The organism is Curtobacterium sp. MCLR17_034 (assembly GCF_003234485.1).
Classification (GTDB): Bacteria; Actinomycetota; Actinomycetes; order Actinomycetales; family Microbacteriaceae; genus Curtobacterium; species Curtobacterium flaccumfaciens.
On record NZ_QKTH01000008.1, the window covers coordinates 11,850 to 30,907 of the forward strand.

18 protein-coding genes and 2 tRNA genes are annotated in these 19,058 nt (G+C 72.4%); 14 read left to right on the forward strand and 6 right to left on the reverse strand.

The window, feature by feature from the left end:
- Positions 1-51 precede the first annotated feature (51 nt).
- On the forward strand, positions 52-2,301 hold the full coding sequence (locus tag DEI98_RS09865) for a PIG-L family deacetylase (protein WP_181438003.1): 2,250 nt from the start codon (positions 52-54) through the stop codon (positions 2,299-2,301).
- Positions 2,286-3,254 (forward strand): glycoside hydrolase family 16 protein, encoded by a 969-nt coding sequence (locus DEI98_RS09870; RefSeq protein ID WP_111100650.1) that lies wholly within the window; start codon positions 2,286-2,288, stop codon positions 3,252-3,254. The genes DEI98_RS09865 and DEI98_RS09870 overlap by 16 nt, the downstream gene beginning before the upstream one ends.
- A gap of 68 nt (positions 3,255-3,322) precedes the next feature.
- Here the strand turns inward: DEI98_RS09870 and DEI98_RS09875 are convergent, their stop codons facing one another.
- The 4 genes from DEI98_RS09875 to DEI98_RS18665 all read right to left on the reverse strand — a co-directional run bounded on the left by DEI98_RS09875 (position 3,323) and on the right by DEI98_RS18665 (position 7,307).
- Positions 3,323-4,534 (reverse strand): glycosyltransferase family 4 protein, encoded by a 1,212-nt coding sequence (locus DEI98_RS09875; protein ID WP_181438004.1) that lies wholly within the window; start codon positions 4,532-4,534, stop codon positions 3,323-3,325.
- Positions 4,531-6,036, reverse strand: a complete 1,506-nt coding sequence (locus tag DEI98_RS09880) for a lipopolysaccharide biosynthesis protein (protein ID WP_084741203.1) — start codon at positions 6,034-6,036, stop codon at positions 4,531-4,533. The genes DEI98_RS09875 and DEI98_RS09880 overlap by 4 nt, the downstream gene beginning before the upstream one ends.
- Positions 6,033-7,019: a beta-1,6-N-acetylglucosaminyltransferase gene (locus DEI98_RS09885; RefSeq protein WP_111100652.1), complete on the reverse strand. Its 987-nt coding sequence runs from the start codon at positions 7,017-7,019 to the stop codon at positions 6,033-6,035. Before DEI98_RS09885 ends, DEI98_RS09880 begins: the two co-directional genes overlap by 4 nt.
- Before the next feature lie 114 nt (positions 7,020-7,133).
- A complete protein-coding gene (locus tag DEI98_RS18665; RefSeq protein ID WP_181438005.1) occupies positions 7,134-7,307 on the reverse strand; it encodes a hypothetical protein in 174 nt (57 codons plus the stop codon).
- 157 nt (positions 7,308-7,464) lie between these two features.
- Between DEI98_RS18665 and DEI98_RS09890 the strand changes: the two genes are divergently transcribed.
- Positions 7,465-8,778, forward strand: a complete 1,314-nt coding sequence (locus DEI98_RS09890; RefSeq protein ID WP_181438006.1) for a glycosyltransferase family 2 protein — start codon at positions 7,465-7,467, stop codon at positions 8,776-8,778.
- Positions 8,779-8,926: 148 nt separating this feature from the next.
- On the opposite strand, the gene DEI98_RS09895 is transcribed toward DEI98_RS09890, so the two are convergent.
- Entirely contained in the window at positions 8,927-10,255 is a 1,329-nt protein-coding gene (locus tag DEI98_RS09895; protein ID WP_111023947.1) for a glycosyltransferase, read from the reverse strand.
- Between the two features lie 294 nt (positions 10,256-10,549).
- On the opposite strand from DEI98_RS09895, the gene DEI98_RS09900 reads away from it, so the two are divergent.
- From DEI98_RS09900 to DEI98_RS09925, 6 genes are all read left to right on the forward strand, one after another.
- Complete coding sequence (locus tag DEI98_RS09900) at positions 10,550-11,833, forward strand: ABC transporter substrate-binding protein (RefSeq protein WP_071405683.1); 1,284 nt, start codon at positions 10,550-10,552, stop codon at positions 11,831-11,833.
- A gap of 104 nt (positions 11,834-11,937) precedes the next feature.
- Complete coding sequence (locus tag DEI98_RS09905) at positions 11,938-12,963, forward strand: carbohydrate ABC transporter permease (protein ID WP_111094560.1); 1,026 nt, start codon at positions 11,938-11,940, stop codon at positions 12,961-12,963.
- Positions 12,964-13,028: 65 nt separating this feature from the next.
- Entirely contained in the window at positions 13,029-13,871 is an 843-nt protein-coding gene (locus DEI98_RS09910; RefSeq protein ID WP_071405697.1) for a carbohydrate ABC transporter permease, read from the forward strand.
- 5 nt (positions 13,872-13,876) lie between these two features.
- Positions 13,877-14,374 carry a hypothetical protein gene (locus tag DEI98_RS09915; protein ID WP_111033418.1) on the forward strand — a complete coding sequence of 166 codons (498 nt, stop codon included), beginning with the start codon at positions 13,877-13,879 and terminating at the stop codon, positions 14,372-14,374.
- A gap of 21 nt (positions 14,375-14,395) precedes the next feature.
- Complete coding sequence (locus DEI98_RS09920; protein ID WP_111100655.1) at positions 14,396-15,412, forward strand: LacI family DNA-binding transcriptional regulator; 1,017 nt, start codon at positions 14,396-14,398, stop codon at positions 15,410-15,412.
- A gap of 10 nt (positions 15,413-15,422) precedes the next feature.
- Positions 15,423-16,058 carry an MBL fold metallo-hydrolase gene (locus tag DEI98_RS09925; RefSeq protein WP_071405679.1) on the forward strand — a complete coding sequence of 212 codons (636 nt, stop codon included), beginning with the start codon at positions 15,423-15,425 and terminating at the stop codon, positions 16,056-16,058.
- A 132-nt stretch (positions 16,059-16,190) separates the two neighbouring features.
- Here DEI98_RS09925 and DEI98_RS09930 read toward each other — a convergent pair whose 3' ends face one another.
- The gene (locus DEI98_RS09930; RefSeq protein ID WP_111100656.1) at positions 16,191-17,087 is read right to left on the reverse strand and encodes a DUF72 domain-containing protein; all 897 of its coding nucleotides are present in this window, start codon (positions 17,085-17,087) and stop codon (positions 16,191-16,193) included.
- Between the two features lie 103 nt (positions 17,088-17,190).
- Between DEI98_RS09930 and DEI98_RS09935 the strand changes: the two genes are divergently transcribed.
- The 5 genes from DEI98_RS09935 to DEI98_RS09955 all read left to right on the forward strand — a co-directional run bounded on the left by DEI98_RS09935 (position 17,191) and on the right by DEI98_RS09955 (position 18,916).
- Positions 17,191-17,266: transfer RNA gene (locus DEI98_RS09935), tRNA-Glu, on the forward strand.
- Positions 17,267-17,299: 33 nt separating this feature from the next.
- Positions 17,300-17,375: transfer RNA gene (locus DEI98_RS09940), tRNA-Glu, on the forward strand.
- A gap of 106 nt (positions 17,376-17,481) precedes the next feature.
- Positions 17,482-17,928: a CrcB family protein gene (locus DEI98_RS09945; RefSeq protein WP_111100657.1), complete on the forward strand. Its 447-nt coding sequence runs from the start codon at positions 17,482-17,484 to the stop codon at positions 17,926-17,928.
- Complete coding sequence (gene crcB / locus DEI98_RS09950; protein ID WP_110863954.1) at positions 17,925-18,314, forward strand: fluoride efflux transporter CrcB; 390 nt, start codon at positions 17,925-17,927, stop codon at positions 18,312-18,314. Before DEI98_RS09945 ends, crcB begins: the two co-directional genes overlap by 4 nt.
- Positions 18,311-18,916: a histidine phosphatase family protein gene (locus tag DEI98_RS09955; protein WP_027465908.1), complete on the forward strand. Its 606-nt coding sequence runs from the start codon at positions 18,311-18,313 to the stop codon at positions 18,914-18,916. The genes crcB and DEI98_RS09955 overlap by 4 nt, the downstream gene beginning before the upstream one ends.
- Positions 18,917-19,058 lie beyond the last annotated feature (142 nt).

Consider the following 19,058-nt stretch of genomic DNA (forward strand, 5'->3'; position numbering starts at 1 on the left):
TCCGACAGACCGCGACGGACGCGACGGGCCACCGTCGCGTCCGTCGCGGGCGTGCTCGCCACCGTGCTCGCCGTGCTGGTCGCGCCGAACCTCGTGGTGCAGCCCGCCGTGGCCGCGGCGGCCGACTGCAGCGCCGGGCGGGTGCTCAACGTCGTCGCCCACCCCGACGACGACCTGCTCTTCCAGGGCACGGACCTGCGGAAGGACATCGACGCGGGGCGCTGCGTGCGCTCCGTCATCGTCACGGCCGGTGACGCCGGCAAGCCCGACTGGTACTGGCAGGAACGCCAGGTCGGGCTGATGGCCGCCTACGCGAGCATGGCCAGCGTCGACCCGGCGTCGACGACCGGCTCCACGACGGTCGCCGGACGGACCCTGCTCACCGAGACCCTGACCGCCGACCCGCGGATCAGCCTGGTCTTCATGGACCTGCCGGACGGCAACGTCGAGGGCAACGGCTTCTGGGCGAACGGCTACGAGAGCCTCCAGCGCCTGTACACGGGCGACATGGACACGCTGCACACCGTCGCCGATGCCCCGCACGCCGCCACGTACACGCTCGCGCAGCTCCGGGCGACGCTGCAGGGGATCGTGCAGGACTTCGCGCCGACGGACATCCACACCCTCGACCACGAGGGCGAGTACGGCGACGGGGACCACAGCGACCACCACACGGTCGCGTACCTGACCGACCAGGTGCAGCAGCAGTACACCGGCGCGCACGGCTTCACCGGGTACATGGGGTACCCGATCGCCGACCGTCCGGCGAACCTGACGACGGCCGAGACCCAGGCGAAGGCCGACGCGTTCTTCACCTACGCCGCGCACGACAGTGAGACCTGCGCCTCGTACGAAGCCTGCTCGGCTCGACCCGAGACCTCGTGGCTCAGCCGGCAGTACACCGCCGGCTCGCCGGTGCCGACGGACCCCACCGACCCCACGGACCCGACCCCCGCACACAAGGACGTGACGGGTTCGGCGTCGGTGACGGCGAGTGCGGAGAACCCGGCTGATGGTCAGACGGCCATGAAGGCGGTCGACGGTGTGGTGAGCGGGTACCCGGATGCGCCGACGGCGGAGTGGGTTGCGCCGTCTGGTCGTGCGGGGACGTGGATCCAGCTCGGGTGGGCGGGGGCGACGGCGTTGGACGCGGTCGACCTCGCTGATCGGCCGAACGCGGTGGACCAGGTGCTGGGTGGGACGTTGACGTTCTCGGACGGCTCGAGTGTGACGGTGCCGGCGTTGAACAACGGTGGTGCGGTGCAGCGGATCACGTTCGCGGCGCGCAGTGTGAGGTGGGTGCGGTTCACGGTGACGGCGGTGAGCGGCGGGACGCAGAACGTGGGGCTCGCCGAGATCCGCGCGCTGGCCCCGGCCGACACGACGACGCCACCGACCCCGACCCGGACGGACGTGACGGCTTCGGCGTCGGTGACGGCGAGTGCGGAGAACCCGGCTGACGGTCAGACGGCTGTCAAGGCGGTCGACGGTGTGGTGAGCGGGTACCCGGATGCGCCGACGGCGGAGTGGGTTGCGCCGTCTGGTCGTGCGGGGACGTGGATCCAGCTCGGGTGGGCGGGGGCGACGGCGTTGGACGCGGTCGACCTCGCTGATCGGCCGAACGCGGTGGACCAGGTGCTGGGCGGGACGTTGACGTTCTCGGACGGCTCGAGTGTGACGGTGCCGGCGTTGAACAACGGTGGTGCGGTGCAGCGGATCACGTTCGCGGCGCGCAGTGTGAGGTGGGTGCGGTTCACGGTGACCTCGGTCAGTGGCGGGACGCAGAACGTCGGACTCGCCGAGATCCGGGCGTTCTCCCCGGCGAGCAACGGCGGTACGACCCCCACGCCGACGCCGACGCCGACTCCCACCCCGGGCCTGCGGGACGTCACCGGCTCGGCCACCCCGACGGCGATCGCCGACAACCCGGCCGACGGCCAGACCGTCGCGAAGGCCGTCGACGGCGTGGTGTCCGGCCACCCGGTCGACCACACCGCCGAGTGGGCCGTGCCCTGGGGACGGACCGGCATCTGGATCCAGCTCGACTGGGCCACCCCGGTCGCGCTCCAGCGCATGGTCCTGCACGACCGTCCGAACAGCGACGACCAGATCACGAGCGGCACGCTGACGTTCTCGGACGGCAGCCAGGTCGCCGTGGGCGAGCTCCCGAACGACGGCAGCGCCCGGACGGTCGACTTCACCGCCCGCAACGTCACCTGGGTGCGGTTCACCACCACCGGAGTGTCGAACAGCACGATCAACGTCGGTCTCTCGGAGATCCGCGCATGGACAGCTGGATGACCCCGGACGAGGACGGCCCCCGCCCCGTCGCCGAGCAGTCGGCCGCCGCGCACGGTGCCCCACCCGCGCACGGCCTCGGCGCCTCCCGTCACCGCACCCCGCTCCGGACACGGGGACGACGGGTCGCGATCGTGGCCGCCGCCCTGGTGGTCGCGGTCGGTGCCGTCGCCGCGGCGACCACCGGCACGACGTCCGTCGGCCCCGGACCCAGCGGGGTCGCGATGCCGACCGGCGACGGGGACGGCTGGAAGCGGGTGTTCTCCGAGGACTTCGACGAGTCCGCCCCGTCCGGCGGGTTCGAGGCGGCCTACGACGACCGGTTCACCGTCTACCACGGCTTCGCGGACACCGCGGGGACCGGTCGGTACCAGGCGTCCACGCTGAGCGCCCACGACGGGATGCTCGACATGCATCTGCGCACGACGAAGGCGGGCACCCCGCTCGCCGGCGGGGTCGTGCCGCTCGTCGACGGACGATGGGGCGGACAGACCTCCGGCCGCTACAGCATCCGGATGAAGAGCGACGAGGTCGACGGCTACGGGGTGGCGGTGCTGCTCTGGAGCGACGAGAACGTCTGGGCGCACGGCGAGATCGACTTCCCCGAGGGTGCGCTCGGAGCGCCCGCCTGGCTCAACGTGCACTGCCTGGTCGACCCGGCCGAGAAGTGCGTCCACCACGAGACCGACGCGTCGCTGGCCGACTGGCACACGTACACGATCGAGTGGACGCCGTCGCGGATGTCGTTCCTGGTCGACGACGAGGTCGTCGGGAGCACCACACAGGACATCCCCGTCGAACGCATGCACCTGGTCGTGCAGACGGGATCGCTCGAGGGCCTGCCGCCCCGGGACGCCGCCGGGTCGTTGCTGGTCGACTGGATGACGATCGACGTGCCCGCGGACGGCGAGAGCCCCCGGGCCACGCTGCCGTCCACGGAACCCACCGCCGGCTGACAGCGCCGAGCCCGGCGCAGACCGACGCCGCCGCCCGGTGCACGCAGACGACGCCGGGCCCGGCCCGGTCAGCGCCGGGCGTGTGCCAGCAGCGCCTGCAGCAGCGCGCGCACGTGCGGCTCGCGCCCGTAGCGGTCACGCACCCACGCGCGGCACCGTGCGGCGAGGGACGGGTCGAGCTCGGCGTCGTCGAGGGTGTCGAGCAGCTTCTCCGCCAGTGCGTCGGGGTCGGCCGGGTCGACGGTGTACCGCGCCCAGTCACCCGACAGGATCTCCCCGGTGCCGCCCGATGCGGCCGCGACGACGGGACGGCCGGTGGACATCGCCTCGACCACGACCCGGCCGAAGCCCTCGGGCTCGATGGACGGCGCCACCACGACGTCGGCGGCGTGCAGGAGCGGGACGACATCGTCCCGCTCGGGGAGCACGAGCACGGAACCGGCGGGGAGCGCGTCGATCGCGGCGTGCACGGCGTCGGCTTCCTCCGGGTAGAGGGCACCGGCCAGCACGAGGAGCGGCGCGGGCGCCGTGTGACCGGCCACGGGGGGAGTGGTGACCGGCACGCGTGCCGCGGCGGTCGTGCGGACGCGCCCCCACGCCTCCAGGAGGGCGAGCACGCCCTTCGACCGGGTGAGCCGACCGTAGTAGAGCACCGTCGGGGTGTCCTCGGCGATGCCGAGTGCCGCGCGGGCGTCGTGCACCGACGCCGGGGTGGCGGCCGGGAACGCGTCGGTGTCGACGCCGTTCGGCACGATCGTGATGCGGTCCGTCGGCACGCCGGACGCCGCCCAGGCGCGCGCCATCGCGTGCGAGACGGCGAAGTAGCGGGTGCGGCCGCCGGCTATCGGTCCGAGCCGCCGGTAGTTCGGCGCGTGGTGCAGGTGCACCGCGAGCGGGACTCCGGAGACGAGCGACGCGACCCGGCCGAACGGCAGGTACTCGGGGCGGTTCAGCCAGAGGACGTCGAGGTGTGATCGTCGGATCCGCAGTCCCTCGCGGGCGAAGCGCCAGGCGTCGCGGAGTGCCGTGGTGATGCCGAACCGGTAGTCGGTGGCCTCCACCAGGCGCACGCCCATCGCCTCGTAGGGCGGCGGGCCCTCGGCGGCGCGCGGGGACTGGGCGTTCCGGTGCCAGACCTCGACCTCGTGGCCGGCGGCGACGAGCTCGTGGGTGTCCTCGAGCACGCAGCGTTCGAGTCCGCCGGTGATGGCGAGTCCGGTCACCAGCACGCCGACGCGGAGTCGGCGGGTGCCGTCGGTTGCAGTCTGTCGCGGTCTCACGAGACACCACCCCTTGCGGTCTTCAGTCGGCGGAGGAACCAGGGGAGGCAGGCGACCACCCCGGCGATGCGGACCCAGTTCCAGAGCACGTCCTGCGGCAGGAGCAGGGACGCGGCGGCCACGACGAGCGCGGCGAGGGTCGTCAGGACGATCCGGGCTCCCGGTCCGCGCCATTCGCGGCGGTCGGGCAGGGCCAGCAACTGCATGGCGGCCAGGATCGCGTAGGCGACGACGGTGGCGAGGCCCGCGCCGGCGATGCCGAGCACGGGCACGAGCACGAGGTTCGCGCCGATGTTCACGGCGCCGGCGATCGCGGCGATGACGCCGACGGCGACACCGCGGCGTTCGACCAGCAGCAGGCGTCCGGTCGCACCGCTGGCGACCACGGGGAACGCGGTGATCGCGACGACGAAGACGACGACGGAGAGCTCCTGCACGCGGTACGACGCCGGGGCGAGGATCGGCAGCGCGACCGGTGACACCAGGGTCACGGCGAGCAGGACCGGTCCGAGCATCTTGTACAGCTCGTCGCGGGAGTGCATCGCGAGCTGCCGGCGGGCGACCGGGTCGCGGAGGGCGGCGAAGTGCGGAGCCCACGCTTGGTTCGTGAAGGTCAGGAGCAGGATGACGGCCGAGCCGACGACGTAGGCGATCTGGTAGCGGGCCACCTCGTCCGGGCCGAGCAGCCGCTGGACGACGATCCGGTCGCCGGCGTTCAGCACGAAGTACGACAGGTTGCCGAGGGCGATCGGCACGCCGAGGCGGAACGCCCGGGCGGTGGTCTTGCGGTCGAACAGGCCGGCGAGACGCGGGCGGGTCGCCGCGATGCCGATGACCATCGCCACGCCCTGGGCGACGACGCCGCCCCACGCGTAGGTGGTCGCGTCGGCCTGCACCCAGGTGAGGAGCCCGAGGCCGATGACCGAGCCGCCGATCGAGGACAGCAGGCTCGTGACCGCGAAGACCCGGATGCGGTCCTGGGCGACGAGCAGCGCGAGGGAGATCTGCACGATGGCGGCGGGGCCGGTCCAGAGCACGGCGACGAGGAGCAGCGGGTGGTTGCCGACGAAGCCAGCTGCGTCGGCCCAGACCGGGATCGTGGTGAGCGCGGCGACGGTGACGACGATCGCGGTGACCATGCCGACGGCGAGCAGGCCACGCGCCCGGCGGTCGTCGCCGTCCTCGGCGCGCTGCAGCACCGACGCCTGGTCGATGCCGAGGACTGCCAGGACGACGAGCGCCTGGTACAGGGCGATGGCCGAGGCGAGGACGCCGAACTCGGCCGGCGGCATGAGGTGCGCGAGCACCGGGGAGATGAGCGACGAGACGACGAGCTGCATCGACCAGACGACGACGTACAGCAGGCCGCGGCCGAACAGGACGGAGGCGCCCTTCCGTACCGCGACCGACCCGGTGTCGAGCGACTCGGGCACGGCGGCGACGGGTACGGGTGCCTCGCGCGCTGCGCGGGCCTCGCGGCGGGTCTGCGGGGGGAAGCTCACGGCGCGACCACCGCTGCCGCATCCTGCCGCGCCGACGCCGACGCCGACGCCGACGCCGACGCCGACGCCGACGCCGACGCCGACGCCGTCGCCGCGCCCGCGTTCTGGCGCAGCCCGGAGGCAGCGTCAACGACGTCGAGCAGGTCACCGCTCCGGTCGGTCGAGAACTTCCGCGCGAACAGGTGCTGCACCTCGACGTCCGCGTCCGTCCGACGCTCGAGCAGCTGCCCCGCGTCGGCGACGGTCAACCACGGCGGGCTCTTCCGCGCGGTGCCGTCCCACCCGATCCACCAGAGCGGCTGGGAGACGTGCTCGTCGGCGAACCCCGGTGTCAGCGACGGCGAGTTGAGCACCGACGGCACGAAGGTCTCGTCGGCGACCCAGGTGCGCTGCCAGAACCGGACCAGGTCGGGGCGCTGGTCCACGGTGTCCACGACCGCGGCGGCGTGCCGGCGGGCGAGGACCTTGAGCTGTGAGCCCCCGGCGAAGGAGACCTTCGCCGGCACGCGGCGGGGGACCGGCAGCCGGAGCATGTGCTTGCGCCACGCCCAGTGCCGGAACCGGATGCGGGAGATGCCGCCGTCACGGCCCCACGGTGCGAACGGCAGCGGGTTGACCGAGATGAACGACTCCTCCCGGTGGGACTCGAGCAGGGCCGTGATCTCGGCGGGGTTCGCGAGCGGGTAGTCGCTGCCGGTCAGGACGGCCACGTGCGAGGCGTCGGTCTCGGCCAGGGCGGCCCGGTAGCCGGACACCTCGGCGGCGACGTTCTCCCAGCGGGCCCAGCCCGTCCGGATGCGGGGGAGCAGCCGGACGCGGTCCGGCAGTCCGTCGGTCATGGCGCGGAACACCGTCTCGGGCGTGCGCGCGTCGCAGTGCAGGAACACCGGGAACGGGTCGAGCGCCTCGACGAGTCGGCGCACGTGTGCCGGGTCCTCGTGGGCGAGGACGATGCACGCGGGGACCGCGGGGGAGATGGCCATGGACGCGACGCTAACCGCGGCGTTCCGGGGCCGACAAGGCGACCCGTGCCCGTCTGCGGGGAAGCGGCGGTTTCCCGCACCGCCCCCGATCGGTCAGTGCTCGAAAGCGCCTGATCAGCGCTTCTTGCGGAACTTCTGGCAGTCGCAGAGTGCGCAGTCCGTGCCCGGACGGTAGTGCTCGTGGGCGTCCTGCACGTGGCCGCAGACGCAGGTCACGGCGTCGACCACGAAGACGCTCTGTTCCGAGTGGAGCACGGCGCCGAGCTCGTCGGTGGGGCCCATCGACATGCGTCCTCCTCGTGCCCGGCGTGCTGCCGCCGAGTCGTCCTCACGATCCTACCGTCCGGGGGTGTGCACTGGCGGCAAACCGCAAGTCGGACGACCGTCGCCGCAACCGCGGGCGGCCGCCGTTGACCCCGCAGCAGCCCCACCGGAGCATCGGACCATGACCGACCAGCAGGCCACCACCACCCGCGTGCTCACGCTCACGCCCGCGATGCCGTCCCCGGACGTGCCTGCCTGGGCCGGCGCGGCCTGGGTCGGCGCCGTCGACCGGCAGGAGGCGCTCGCCGCGTCCGCCGTCGAACTCGCCGGTGCCACCGGCTTCCGCCGCGCCCGCCTGCTCGTCCGTGACGGACGCGAGATCGCCGGGTTCGTCGACGTCAGCGTCGACGCGGACGGCGGCGTGGACCCGGCCGAGCTGGGACCGGCCCTGCGCGCGCTGCGCACCACGGGCCTCCCGGCCGCCCCCGCGGGGACGCCGGTCGGGCGCATCTCCGTCGTCATCGGTACCCGCGACCGGCCGGACGACCTGCGCCGCTGCGTGCGCTCGGTGCTCGCGTCCGAGCACGACGACTTCGAGGTCCTGGTCGTCGACAACGCGCCCACCACCACCGCGACCCGCGACGTGGTCACGTCGCTCGCGGACCCGCGCCTGCGGTACGTCCTGGAGGCCCGACCCGGCGTCTCGCGCGCACGGAACGCCGGACTCGCCCTCGCGTCCGGGGCCGTCGTCGCCTTCGTCGACGACGACGTGGTCGTCGACCGGCACTGGCTCGCAGCGCTCGCCGACGCGTACGCCCGCGACGCGGACGTCGTCTGCGTGACCGGCCTCGTGCCCAGCGGCGAACTCCGGACTCCCACGCAGCGGTACTTCGACGAGCGCGTCACCTGGGCGCGCAACACCGACCGCCGGGTGTTCCGCACGTCGGCGCCGCCGGCCGACCTGCCGCTGTTCCCGTTCTCCGTGGGCGCGTTCGGCACCGGTGCCAACATGTCGCTCCGCCGCTCGGCCGCGCTCGCCCTGGGCGGGTTCGACGTCGCGCTCGGCCCGGGCACCCTGGCCCGCGCCGGCGAGGACCCCGACCTGTTCACCCGGGTGCTGTTCTCCGGCGGCGCGCTCGCCGTGGAGCCCACGGCCGTCGTCTGGCACAAGCACCGGCCGGACCGTGCGGCGCTGCGCTCGCAGGCGCTCGGCTACGGCACCGGCCTCGGCGCGTGGGTCGCGAAGCTCATGCTGCGACCGCGCACCGCACTGGCCGTGCTGCGTCGGGCGGTCGGGGCGCTGCGGCAGCTCGGCGCGCTCGGACAGGGCACCGGTGCCGACGCCGACCAGGTGTCCGCCGCGGTGGACGCCGTGGGCGGGTGGCCCGTTGACGACGCGTTCCGCGAGGCGACGGCCGGCCTCAAGCGCGTCGAGCTCGTGGCGGCGCTCGGTGGTCCGTGGCGGTACGTCGTCGGGCGGTCGCGACGCGGGTGACCGCGGCGCGGGCGACCGCGCTCCGCGTGCGCGGTGCGCACGGTAGGCACCGCGTGCACCGCACGCACGTACCCGACGGACGGGAGGCCCGTGGCGACGCTGCCACGGGCCTCCCGTCCGTCCGGTGCGGACGTCTGCTGCACGCCGCCTACGGGCGGAAGCGGCCCTCCTCGACCTCGCGCCAGAACCGACGGCTGCGGAAGTACGCCGCCGGACCCGCCGGGAAGCCGCGGAACTCGTGGTACGCCAGCGAGCGCGGGATCCGGGTCGTGGAGGCCTCGGTGATGCTCTCCGCCGCGGCGTCACGCCGGCCGGCCAGCCTTGACACGAGCTGCTTCAGCTTGATCTTGCCGGCGCGGGGCATCAGCCGCGCGAGCACGATCGCGTGCCGGCGGTCCTTCGCGATGAGCTCGCACATCAGCGCCGTGAACCCGACGCCGTTCGAGTGGAGCTGCCCGTGCAGCCCGGCGAGGTCCTGCCGGTGCCGGTGGTGCACGACCGCGCGTGGTTCGAAGCCGATCCGGCCACCGCTCCACAGGATGTCGATGAAGATCGCCAGGTCCTCGCCGCCGCGGGCCGGCACACCGGCACCGAGCACGGGGTCGAACCCGCCGACGGCGTCGAACGCCGATCGTCGGACCGCCCAGTTCGCGCCGGCGCCGTAGCCGCCGATGCCGTACACGGCGAAGTGCTTCTGCACCGAGCCGTCGGGTCGGACGGCGCGGGCCTGCGCGTGCCGCATGACCCCGGGGACGTCGTCCGGCACGATCGTCACCGGCTGGAAGGTGCGCTCGCCGCTGAAGCCGCCGTAGTACGCCTCGTACCAGATCTGCGCGGGGGTCTCGAGCTCGACGGGCAGGATCATCCCGGTGACCGCGGCGACCTCGGGCTCGCGGACGAAGCGCGTGCCGATGGACCGGAGCCACTGTGCGTCGACCCGGACGTCGTCGTCGGTGAACGCGATGATCTCGCCGTGCGCTGCGGCGACCCCGGCGTTGCGACCGGCGGAGCAGCCCGGACGGCGTTCGGTGACCAGCCGGACGTCGCGGCCCTCGAGCAGCCCGGGCAGGGCGTCGACCTCGGGCAGCTTCACGCGGTTGTCGACGAGGATGACCTCGTACCGCGGGTAGTCGAGGTGCTCGAGGAAGTCGAGCAGCTTCCGGATGTCCTCGACCCGGGTGACGATGGTCGACACGACGATCGAGATGAGCGGGAGCTCGAGGTCGGGGATGGGGGTCTCCGTCGCACCGGAGGTCCGTGCGATGCCGTCGACCAGGGGCGCCATCGCGCGTGCGGCGTCGGCCGGGTCCGCGGTGAGCAGCACGTCGAGGGTGGTGACGGGGAAGCCGTCGCGGTAGCCGACGACGAGCGCGGAGGAACCCGACTCGTCGGCGACCAGGCGCGGCAGCGGAGCGTCGAGGTCGACGCTGACGACCCGACGGGGGCCGGGCACGGTGACGGAGGAGTGCAGGGTCATGGTCGGGACGCTACGACCGCCCGCGGTGTCCGGACAACGGACCGGACCAGCAGTGGCGGGGTTCGTGCGGGGTTCCGCAGCGCGGTGCGTGTGCCCCCGACGGGGGTGAGCGCTCACCCAGGAAGCCACGGGAACCTCATGGGTCACGCTCAGGTCACGGAACCGATGCAACCGGTTGCGCTCCCGCCGGACCGGGCGTAGCTTCCTCCACCAGCAGGCAGCGGCGCCTGCTCCAGGGCAGTGTCGTCGAACCCGGTCGATGCCCCCTGGTGATCTCAATGAGGAGACAACGCTGTGAAGACAACACGCTCCAGGGTGCGGTTCGCATCCGTTGCCGGGGTCGCCGTCATCGGCCTCGTGCTCACCGGCTGCTCGAGCGGGAGCTCCGGCGCCGGATCGGACGACGCCAAGAGCGGCCAGGACAGCCGCGGCCCCATCACCTACGTGCAGGGCAAGGACAACTCGAACGTCGTCCGCCCGCTCATCGCGAAGTGGAACAAGGCCCACCCGGACGAGAAGGTCACCTTCAAGGAACAGTCCGACCAGGCCGACCAGCAGCACGACGACCTCGTGCAGCACTTCCAGGCGAAGGACGAGAACTACGACGTCGTCGACGTGGACGTCGTCTGGACCGCCGAGTTCGCCGCCAAGAGCTGGCTGACGCCGCTGACCGGCGACATGAAGCTCGACACCTCGAAGCTCCTGCCGTCGACGGTGAAGACCGCCACCTACAACGACACCCTCTACGCCGCTCCGCAGACCTCGGACGGCGCACTGCTCTACTACCGCAAGGACCTCGTCAAGACGCCTCCCACCACGTGGAAGGAGATGATGGACGACTGCAAGATCGCGAAGGACGCCGGCATCGGTTGCTACGCGGGGCAGTTCGCGAAGTACGAGGGCCTGACGGTGAACGCCTCCGAGGCGATCAACGGCTCCGGCGGTTCGGTGCTCGGCAGCGACGGTGCGCCCGACGTCGACACCGACAAGGCGAAGGCCGGCCTGCAGAACCTGGTGGACGCGTTCGAGGACGGGAACATCCCGGCCGAGGCGATCACCTACCAGGAGGAGCAGGGCCGCACCGCGTTCGAAGCCGGCAAGCTGCTGTTCCTGCGCAACTGGCCGTACGTCTACAGCCTCGCCAAGACCGACGGCTCGTCGAAGGTCAAGGACACCTTCGGCATCGCGCCGATCCCCGGTGCCGACGGCGTCGGTGCCTCCACGCTCGGCGGCCACAACGCGGCCATCAGCGTGTACTCGAAGCACAAGGCCACGGCGCACGACTTCCTCGAGTTCCTGACCTCGGACGAGACGCAGAAGTTCTTCGCGACCCAGGGCTCGCTCGCCCCGGTCGTCGGTGACCTGTACACCGACCCCGAGCTGACGAAGCAGCTGCCCTACCTGCCGACGCTGCTCAAGTCGATCGAGTCGGCGGAGCCGCGCCCGGTCACGCCGTTCTACCCGGCCGTCACGAAGGCGATCCAGGACAACACCTACGCGGCGCTCAAGGGATCGAAGTCGGTCGACGAAGCCATGAAGGACATGCAGGACGCCCTCAAGTCGGCGACCAGCAGCTAGCGGCGCACGCCGCTTGATGGACGGGAGGCCCGTGGCGGGTCCGCCACGGGCCTCCCGTCCGCCCCCTACTTGCGTTCCGACACCCCCGGCAAGGAGGCCGACACGTGTCAGCAGCAACCGAGATCCCCGCAGCCATCCCCAACCCGACGGGCACGGAACCGAAGCGCCGACGGCGCAAGGGCGGACTCAACGCCGAGCACGGCCGCTGGGCCGTGTACCTCATCGGCCCGACGATCGTGCTCCTGGCGGTCGTCATCGGGTACCCCGTGGTCAGCGCGGTCATCCAGTCGTTCCAGCTCGACCAGGGCCTCGACAAGGCCACCGGCCTGTTCGTGCAGGGCGGGTTCGCCGGCGTCACGAACTACGTGCACTGGCTCGGCCAGCGGTGCGGGGACGTCGCGTGCCCGCCCGGCAACCTCGGTTCCCAGTTCTGGGTCGCCTTCGGGAACACGTTCTTCTTCACGTTCGTGACCGTGATCCTCGAGACCGTCATCGGTCTGTGGATGGCCATCATCATGAACCGCAACTTCAAGGGCCGCGCCCTCGTCCGTGCCGCGATCCTGGTGCCGTGGGCGATCCCGACCGCCGTCACCGCGAAGCTCTGGTACTTCATCTTCGACGCGAACGGTGTGCTCAACCACGTGATCGGGCACCAGGTCCTCTGGTTCTCCGACGAATGGGCGTCACGGTTCGCGATCGTCATCGCCGACACCTGGAAGACCACGCCGTTCATGGCGCTGCTCATCCTGGCCGGCCTGCAGCTCATCCCCGAGGACGTCTACGAGGCGGGGAAGATGGACGGCGCCTCGACCCTCCAGCGCTTCTTCCTCATCACGCTCCCGCTCGTCCGGCCGGCCCTGATGGTCGCCATCCTGTTCCGTGTCCTCGATGCCCTGCGCATCTACGACCTCATCGCGATCATGACCGGCGGTGGTGGTGGTTCCGGGAACGCGACCGTGTCGCTGTCGGTGCTGGTCGTCGACCAGATCCGGCAGGGGTTCAACGCCGCATCGGCCCTGTCCACCATCACGTTCCTCATCGTCTTCATCGTCGCGTTCGTCTTCGTCCGGTTCCTCGGCGCGAACGTCGTGCAGACGCAGGCAGCCCAGCAGAAGGGTGAACTCAAGTGACCCTCGCAGCAGATCGTCCCCGCCGCACCGCCGAGACCCGCGACCGGGCGACGGACCGTCCCGACGTGCGGGTCCGGCGCGAGACGGGCCCGAAGCTCCGGACCGCCGTGCAGGCCGTCGTCATCGCCGTGTGGTGCCTCCTGCCGTTCTACTGGATGGTCGTCACGAGCTTCCGCGAGGTCGGGTACACGTTCGACGCCACCCCGTGGTTCACCCACGTGACCCTCGACAACTACGCGACCGCGTTCTCGACCGCGCTGGGCAACCACCTCGGCCGAGCGCTCCTGAACAGCGTGTTCATCGGGGTCGCGGTGACCGTCATCGCCCTGCTCGTCGGCACCACGGCGGCGTACGCCCTCGCCCGGCTCGAGTTCCGCGGCAAGTCGCTCATCGCCGGCGCGATCCTGGCCGCGTCGATGTTCCCCGGCGTCGCCCTCATCTCGCCGCTGTTCCAGCTGTTCACCGACATCGGGTGGATGGGGTCGTACCAGGCGCTCATCCTGCCGAGCATCTCGTTCGTGCTGCCGCTGACCGTGTACACGCTCGCGTCGTTCTTCCGCGAGATGCCGTGGGACCTGGAAGAGGCAGCCCGCATCGACGGGTGCACCCGGGTGCAGGCGTTCCGGCGGATCATCCTGCCGCTCGCGGCGCCGGCGGTGTTCACCACGGCGATCCTGGCGTTCATCTCGAGCTGGAACGAGTACCTCATCTCGTCGCAGCTGTCGAGTGACGCGACCCAGCCGGTGACCGTGGCGATCGCCTCGTTCGCCGGGTCGCAGCCGCACCAGGAGCCCTACACGGCGGTGATGGCCGCCGGCACGATCGTCACGATCCCGCTGGTCATCCTCGTGCTGATCTTCCAGCGGCGCATCGTGGCGGGGCTCACCGCCGGCGGCGTGAAGGGCTGACGACCATGGCCCAGCGCGGACCCACCCGTCCCACCGCCCACATCGAGGAGTCGATCGGCTTCGTCGGGATGTTCGGCGTCCTGTTCCTCGGCGTCACGGTGTTCTGCGAGCTCACCGGGCGACCGGCGCTCGGCTGGGCGCTCACCCTGCTCGTGTGCGTGCTCGGTGTCGTCGCGCTCGACCGGTGGCGGGTCGCCGTCCTCCGCCGGACCGCACCGCAGGACGGCACGGGTGCGTCCGTGCCCCGGGGCGTCGGTGCTGCGCCCGCGGTCGCCCCGGTGCACACGTCGGTCACCGACCCCACCGGTCGCCGACCCCGACCCGGCGCGGACGGACGGGTGCACCAGCACGCCGGCTGGGACGAGGTCGCACCGGCTGCACGACGACCGGCGCGCCCCGCACGGGTCCCGCAACGCCGGGCGGACCGCGGCGTGCCCGCGGTGGCGGCCCGACGGGGTGGACCCGACGCACCGGCGGACGTGACGCACGGCACGGACGGCTGACGGGCCTCCCGGGTCGCACCGATGGGGATCCAGGAGATCGCGACCGTCACGGGGCTGTCGAAGTCCACCGTTTCGCGGGCGCTCCGCGGCATGTCGAACGTGGCCGACACCACGATCGAGCAGGTGCAGCGGGTCGCCGACGAACTCGGGTACGTCCCGAGCTCGGCGGCGGCCGGCCTCGCCACCGGGCGTCAGCGCGCCGTCGGGGTGGTCGTGCCCGTCATCGACCGCTGGTTCTACGTGAAGGCGCTCGGCGGTGTCGACGCGGAGCTCCGCCAGGCCGGGTACGACCTGGTCCTCTACAACCTCGGCGGCCCGGGCGGCGACCGCGACCGGGCGTTCCGGCGCTCGATGCTGCGGCACCGCGTCGACGGCCTCGTCCTGCTCTCCCTGGTGCTCGACGCCACCGAACGGGCCGAGCTCGAACTCAGCCGGCACCCCATGGTCGTCATCGGCGGCCCGGCACCGGGCCTGCGGAACGTGGGCGTCGACGACCGCGAGGTCACCCGGATAGCGGTCGAACACCTGCACGGCCTCGGCCACCGACGCATCGCCTACGTCGGCGGGCAGGACGAGGCCGGCATGAACGTCGCCGTGCCGCACCTGCGACGAGACGGGTTCCTCGACGCCGTGCGGTCGTCGGGACAGGCGGTGCCGGAACGGTGGTCCCTCGACGGCCGGTTCTCGTTCGCCGGCGGGACCGCTGCCGGGGCCGTGCTGTTCGCCGCGCCCGCGTCGGAGCGACCGACGGCGGTGCTCTGCGCGTCGGACGAGATGGCCCTCGGTGTCCTGCTGGCCGCACGCCGAGCCGGCCTCGCGGTCCCCGAGGACGTGTCGGTGATGGGGATCGACGGCCACGAGTACGGCTCGACCGTCGGACTCACCACCGTCGCGCAGGACCCGGTGGCGCAGGGACGCACCGCCGCACGGGCCGTGCTCGCCGAGGTCGACGGCGGTGTCGCCGGCCCGATCGCGGCGGCACCAGCGCACCTGGTCGTCCGCGCGACCACGGGTCCCGGCCCGCACGGTCCCGCGTAGGGTCGCCCGCATGGAGGTCACCAAACTCGAACACGCCTGCCAGGTCATCACCGAGGGGGACGCCCGCCTGGTCCTCGACCCGGGGAACCTCACCCGACCGGTCGACGTGACCGGGGTCGTCGCCGTCGTCGTCACGCACGAGCACCCGGACCACGTCACCCCCGAGCAGGTCCGGCGCATCCTCGACGCCAACCCCCGTGCGGTCGTCATCGGACCGGAGGGCGTGCGCGCGGCGCTCGCCGAGGCGGGCGTCACGGTGGACGTCGTCACGGACGGTGACCACCGGACGGTCGGCCCCTTCACGCTCACCTTCCACGGCACGCGGCACCAGCTGATCCACGCCTCGGTGCCGATCGTCGACAACACCGGCGTGCTCGTGAACGGCCGGCTGTTCCACCCGGGCGACTCCTACACGGACCCGGGCGTCCCGGTCGAGGTCCTCGCGGCACCCGTCGGGGCGCCGTGGCTCAAGGTCGCCGAGATGATGGACTACGTCGCCGCGATCGCGCCGTCCCGGGCGTACCCGATCCACGAGGCCACCCTGTCCGAGGTCGGCCTCGGCATGCACACGGGCCGGCTCCGCGAGGCCGTCGAGCCCGCCGGGTCGCTCGTCGTGCTGCGTCCGGGGGAGTCGCTGACGCTCTAGGGCTGCGCGGCGCGGCGCTGCGCTGCGCTGCGCTGCGCGGCCTGGAGGCCCGTGGCGGCGCCGCCACGCGCCTCCTGTCCGCATCGTGTGCAGGAACGGTCGGGTCCGTCCGCCCGAGGCGACCATTTCTGCTCACGAAGCGCGGCGCAGTCGCGCCGCGACCAGGCGGTCGAGCGTCAGGGCGTCCCACGGAGCGTGCCGCTCGGCGTCGTTGTCGAAGTACACGTAGACGTCCCGGCCGGCCTCGGCGTGCTCGAGGACCGTCGTCGCCCACCCGCCGAGCGCCTGGGGCGAGTACCCGTCGTGGTAGGTCCGAGGCGCGCCGTGCAACCGGAGGTACGCGAGCGGCGCCCCGGTGTCCGCCCGGAAGCGGGGGAAGTCGCCGGCGTGCGAGTCGACGAGGGCGACGCGGTGCCGGCCGAGCACGTCGAGGTGCTCGTCGCCGAAGCCGGCTGCCCGGACCTCGAGCGCGTGGTGGATCGACCACGCCGGTTCCTCGGGCACCGCGAGTCCGTCCGGTTCGGCGGGGACCTTGTCGTCGTGGTGGCGTGCGAGCTCAGCGGCGGCACCGTGCGTCCGGGGGAGCAGCCCGAGGAACGCGTCGAGCACCTCCGGCGTCGGCAGCAGGCGCTCGGGCAGCTGCCAGAGCACGGGCCCGAGGGTGTCCCCGAGCTCCAGCGGACCCGAGGCGAAGAAGTTCGCCAGCGCGGTGTCGACGTTCCGCAGCCGCAGCATGTGCGTGACGTACCGGCCGCCCTTGACCGCGAACCGGAACGGCTGCCCGCCCGAGGCCGCACGCCACGCCCGGTAGCGCGCCGGGCGCTGCAGCGAGTAGAAGGATCCGTTCAGCTCCACCGTCGGGAACCGCGACGCCACGTGCTCCAGCCACCGCCGCTTCGCGAGTCCCTCGGGGTAGAAGTCCCCGCGCCAGCCGTCGTACTGCCACCCGGACAGGCCGATCCGCACCGTGGCCGACGGGCAGCCGCTCACGTGTCTGGCCCGGGCGATCGCGTCGTGGTCGGCCGTCATCGATCCACCGTATGCCTGCTCCGACATGGCGGCACACCCGGGCGACACGCCCCGTTTTGGTGCGGATGCGAGCCTTGTGCAATACTTGTCGAGTTGTCGGAACGGCCCCATCGTATAGCGGCCTAGTACGCTGCCCTCTCACGGCGGTAACGCGGGTTCGAATCCCGCTGGGGTCACCACAGGTGACATGCTCCGAGTCCGACAACAGCCGCGGCCCCATCGTATAGCGGCCTAGTACGCTGCCCTCTCACGGCGGTAACGCGGGTTCGAATCCCGCTGGGGTCACCAGCACGCAAACCCCCGTCCAGCTCCGGCTCGGCGGGGGTTTCGTCGTCTCGGCTAGCCTGGATCGTCCCCGTCACCCGGGGAACGATCGCCTCGCGACGGGAGCACGATGCACGCCGAACGCCCACCGCACCTGCGCTGGAGGCTCGTCGCCCTGGTCGCCCTCGGCGGCGCGATCGGGACGGCCGTCCGCGCACTCCTCGCAGCGGCGTTCCCCGCGCACGACGGGATCAGCTGGACCATCCTCGGGATCAACGTCGTCGGGGCGTTCTGCCTCGGGTTCCTGCTCGACGCGCTCGCACGCCGCGGCCCCGACATCGGTCGTCGTCGCGCGGTCCGGCTGTTCGTCGGCACCGGCGTCCTCGGCGGTTTCACGACCTACAGCACGCTCGCGGACGACACCGCGCAGCTGCTCGACCTCGGGCGCTGGACGGCGGGCACCGGGTACGCGCTGCTGTCGGTCGTGCTCGGACTCGTCGCGGTCGTCCTCGGTCTGTGGGTCGCCGCGGCCACCCGGCCCCGCACCCGCCCCGAGCCGCTGCAGGACGTCCGATGAGCCCGCTCGAACTGGTCCTGGTCGCCGTTGGCGGAGGAGCCGGTGCCGCCCTGCGCTTCGTGCTCGACGGCGTCGTCAAGGGCCGCATCGCCGGTTCCCGGTTCGCCGGGTTCCCGGTCGGGACCCTGCTCATCAACGTGTCCGGATCGCTCGTGCTCGGGGTCCTGACGGGCCTCGGGCAGGCCGGCACCATCCCCGCCTCGACGGTCGCTGTGCTCGGGACGGGCATGATGGGTGGGTACACGACGTTCTCGACGGCGAGCGTCGAGACCGTACAGCTCCTCCGATCCGGCAAGACCCGGCTCGCCGTCCTGAACGGCCTCGGGATGCTCGTCGTCTCGGTCGGCGCAGCTGCGCTCGGCCTCTGGATCGGAAGGAACTCATGACCTCGGAACGCCCCGGCGAACTCGTCCTCGTCCGTCACGGAGAGACGGAGTGGTCGAAGAGCGGGCAGCACACCGGCCGCACCGACATCCCGCTCACCGACAACGGTGTCGAGCAGGCGAAGCGCGCGGGCCGGTACCTCGGGGACCGGTCGTTCGCGCTGGCGCTGTCGAGCCCGCTGCAGCGCGCCCGCGACACCGCGCACCTGATCGGCGTCGAGCCGGAGCTCGACGAGGACCTGTACGAGTGGGACTACGGCGCGTACGAGGGCCTCACCACCCCGCAGATCAAGGTGCTGCGCCACGGTCCGTGGGACCTCTGGACAGACGGCGTCCCCGCCGGCGACACCCCCGGTGAGAACGCCGCCGAGGTCCGGGTGCGCGTCGAGCGCATCCTGAACCGTGCCCGTCCGGTGCTCGCCGAGGGCCACGATGCGGTGTTCATCGCCCACGGCCACGTGCTGCGCGCGCTCGGTGCCGCGTGGATCCGGCTCGCGCCGCAGGACGGCGCCGTGCTGAAGCTCGGCACCGCCTCGGTCAGCATCCTCGGCTACGAACACGGCCGCCCCGTCATCGACGCCTGGAACATCCAGCCGCGCGACTGACGCGCTGGTGGGGTGGACGGGCTCGCGAAAGCGACAGACCCGCGGCACGCGGTGCCGTCCCGTCCGCGAAAGCGACAGATCCCCGCGGTTGTCCCGCAGCGATCTGTCGCTTTCGCAGGACGCAGTGGTCGCGACCATCGGC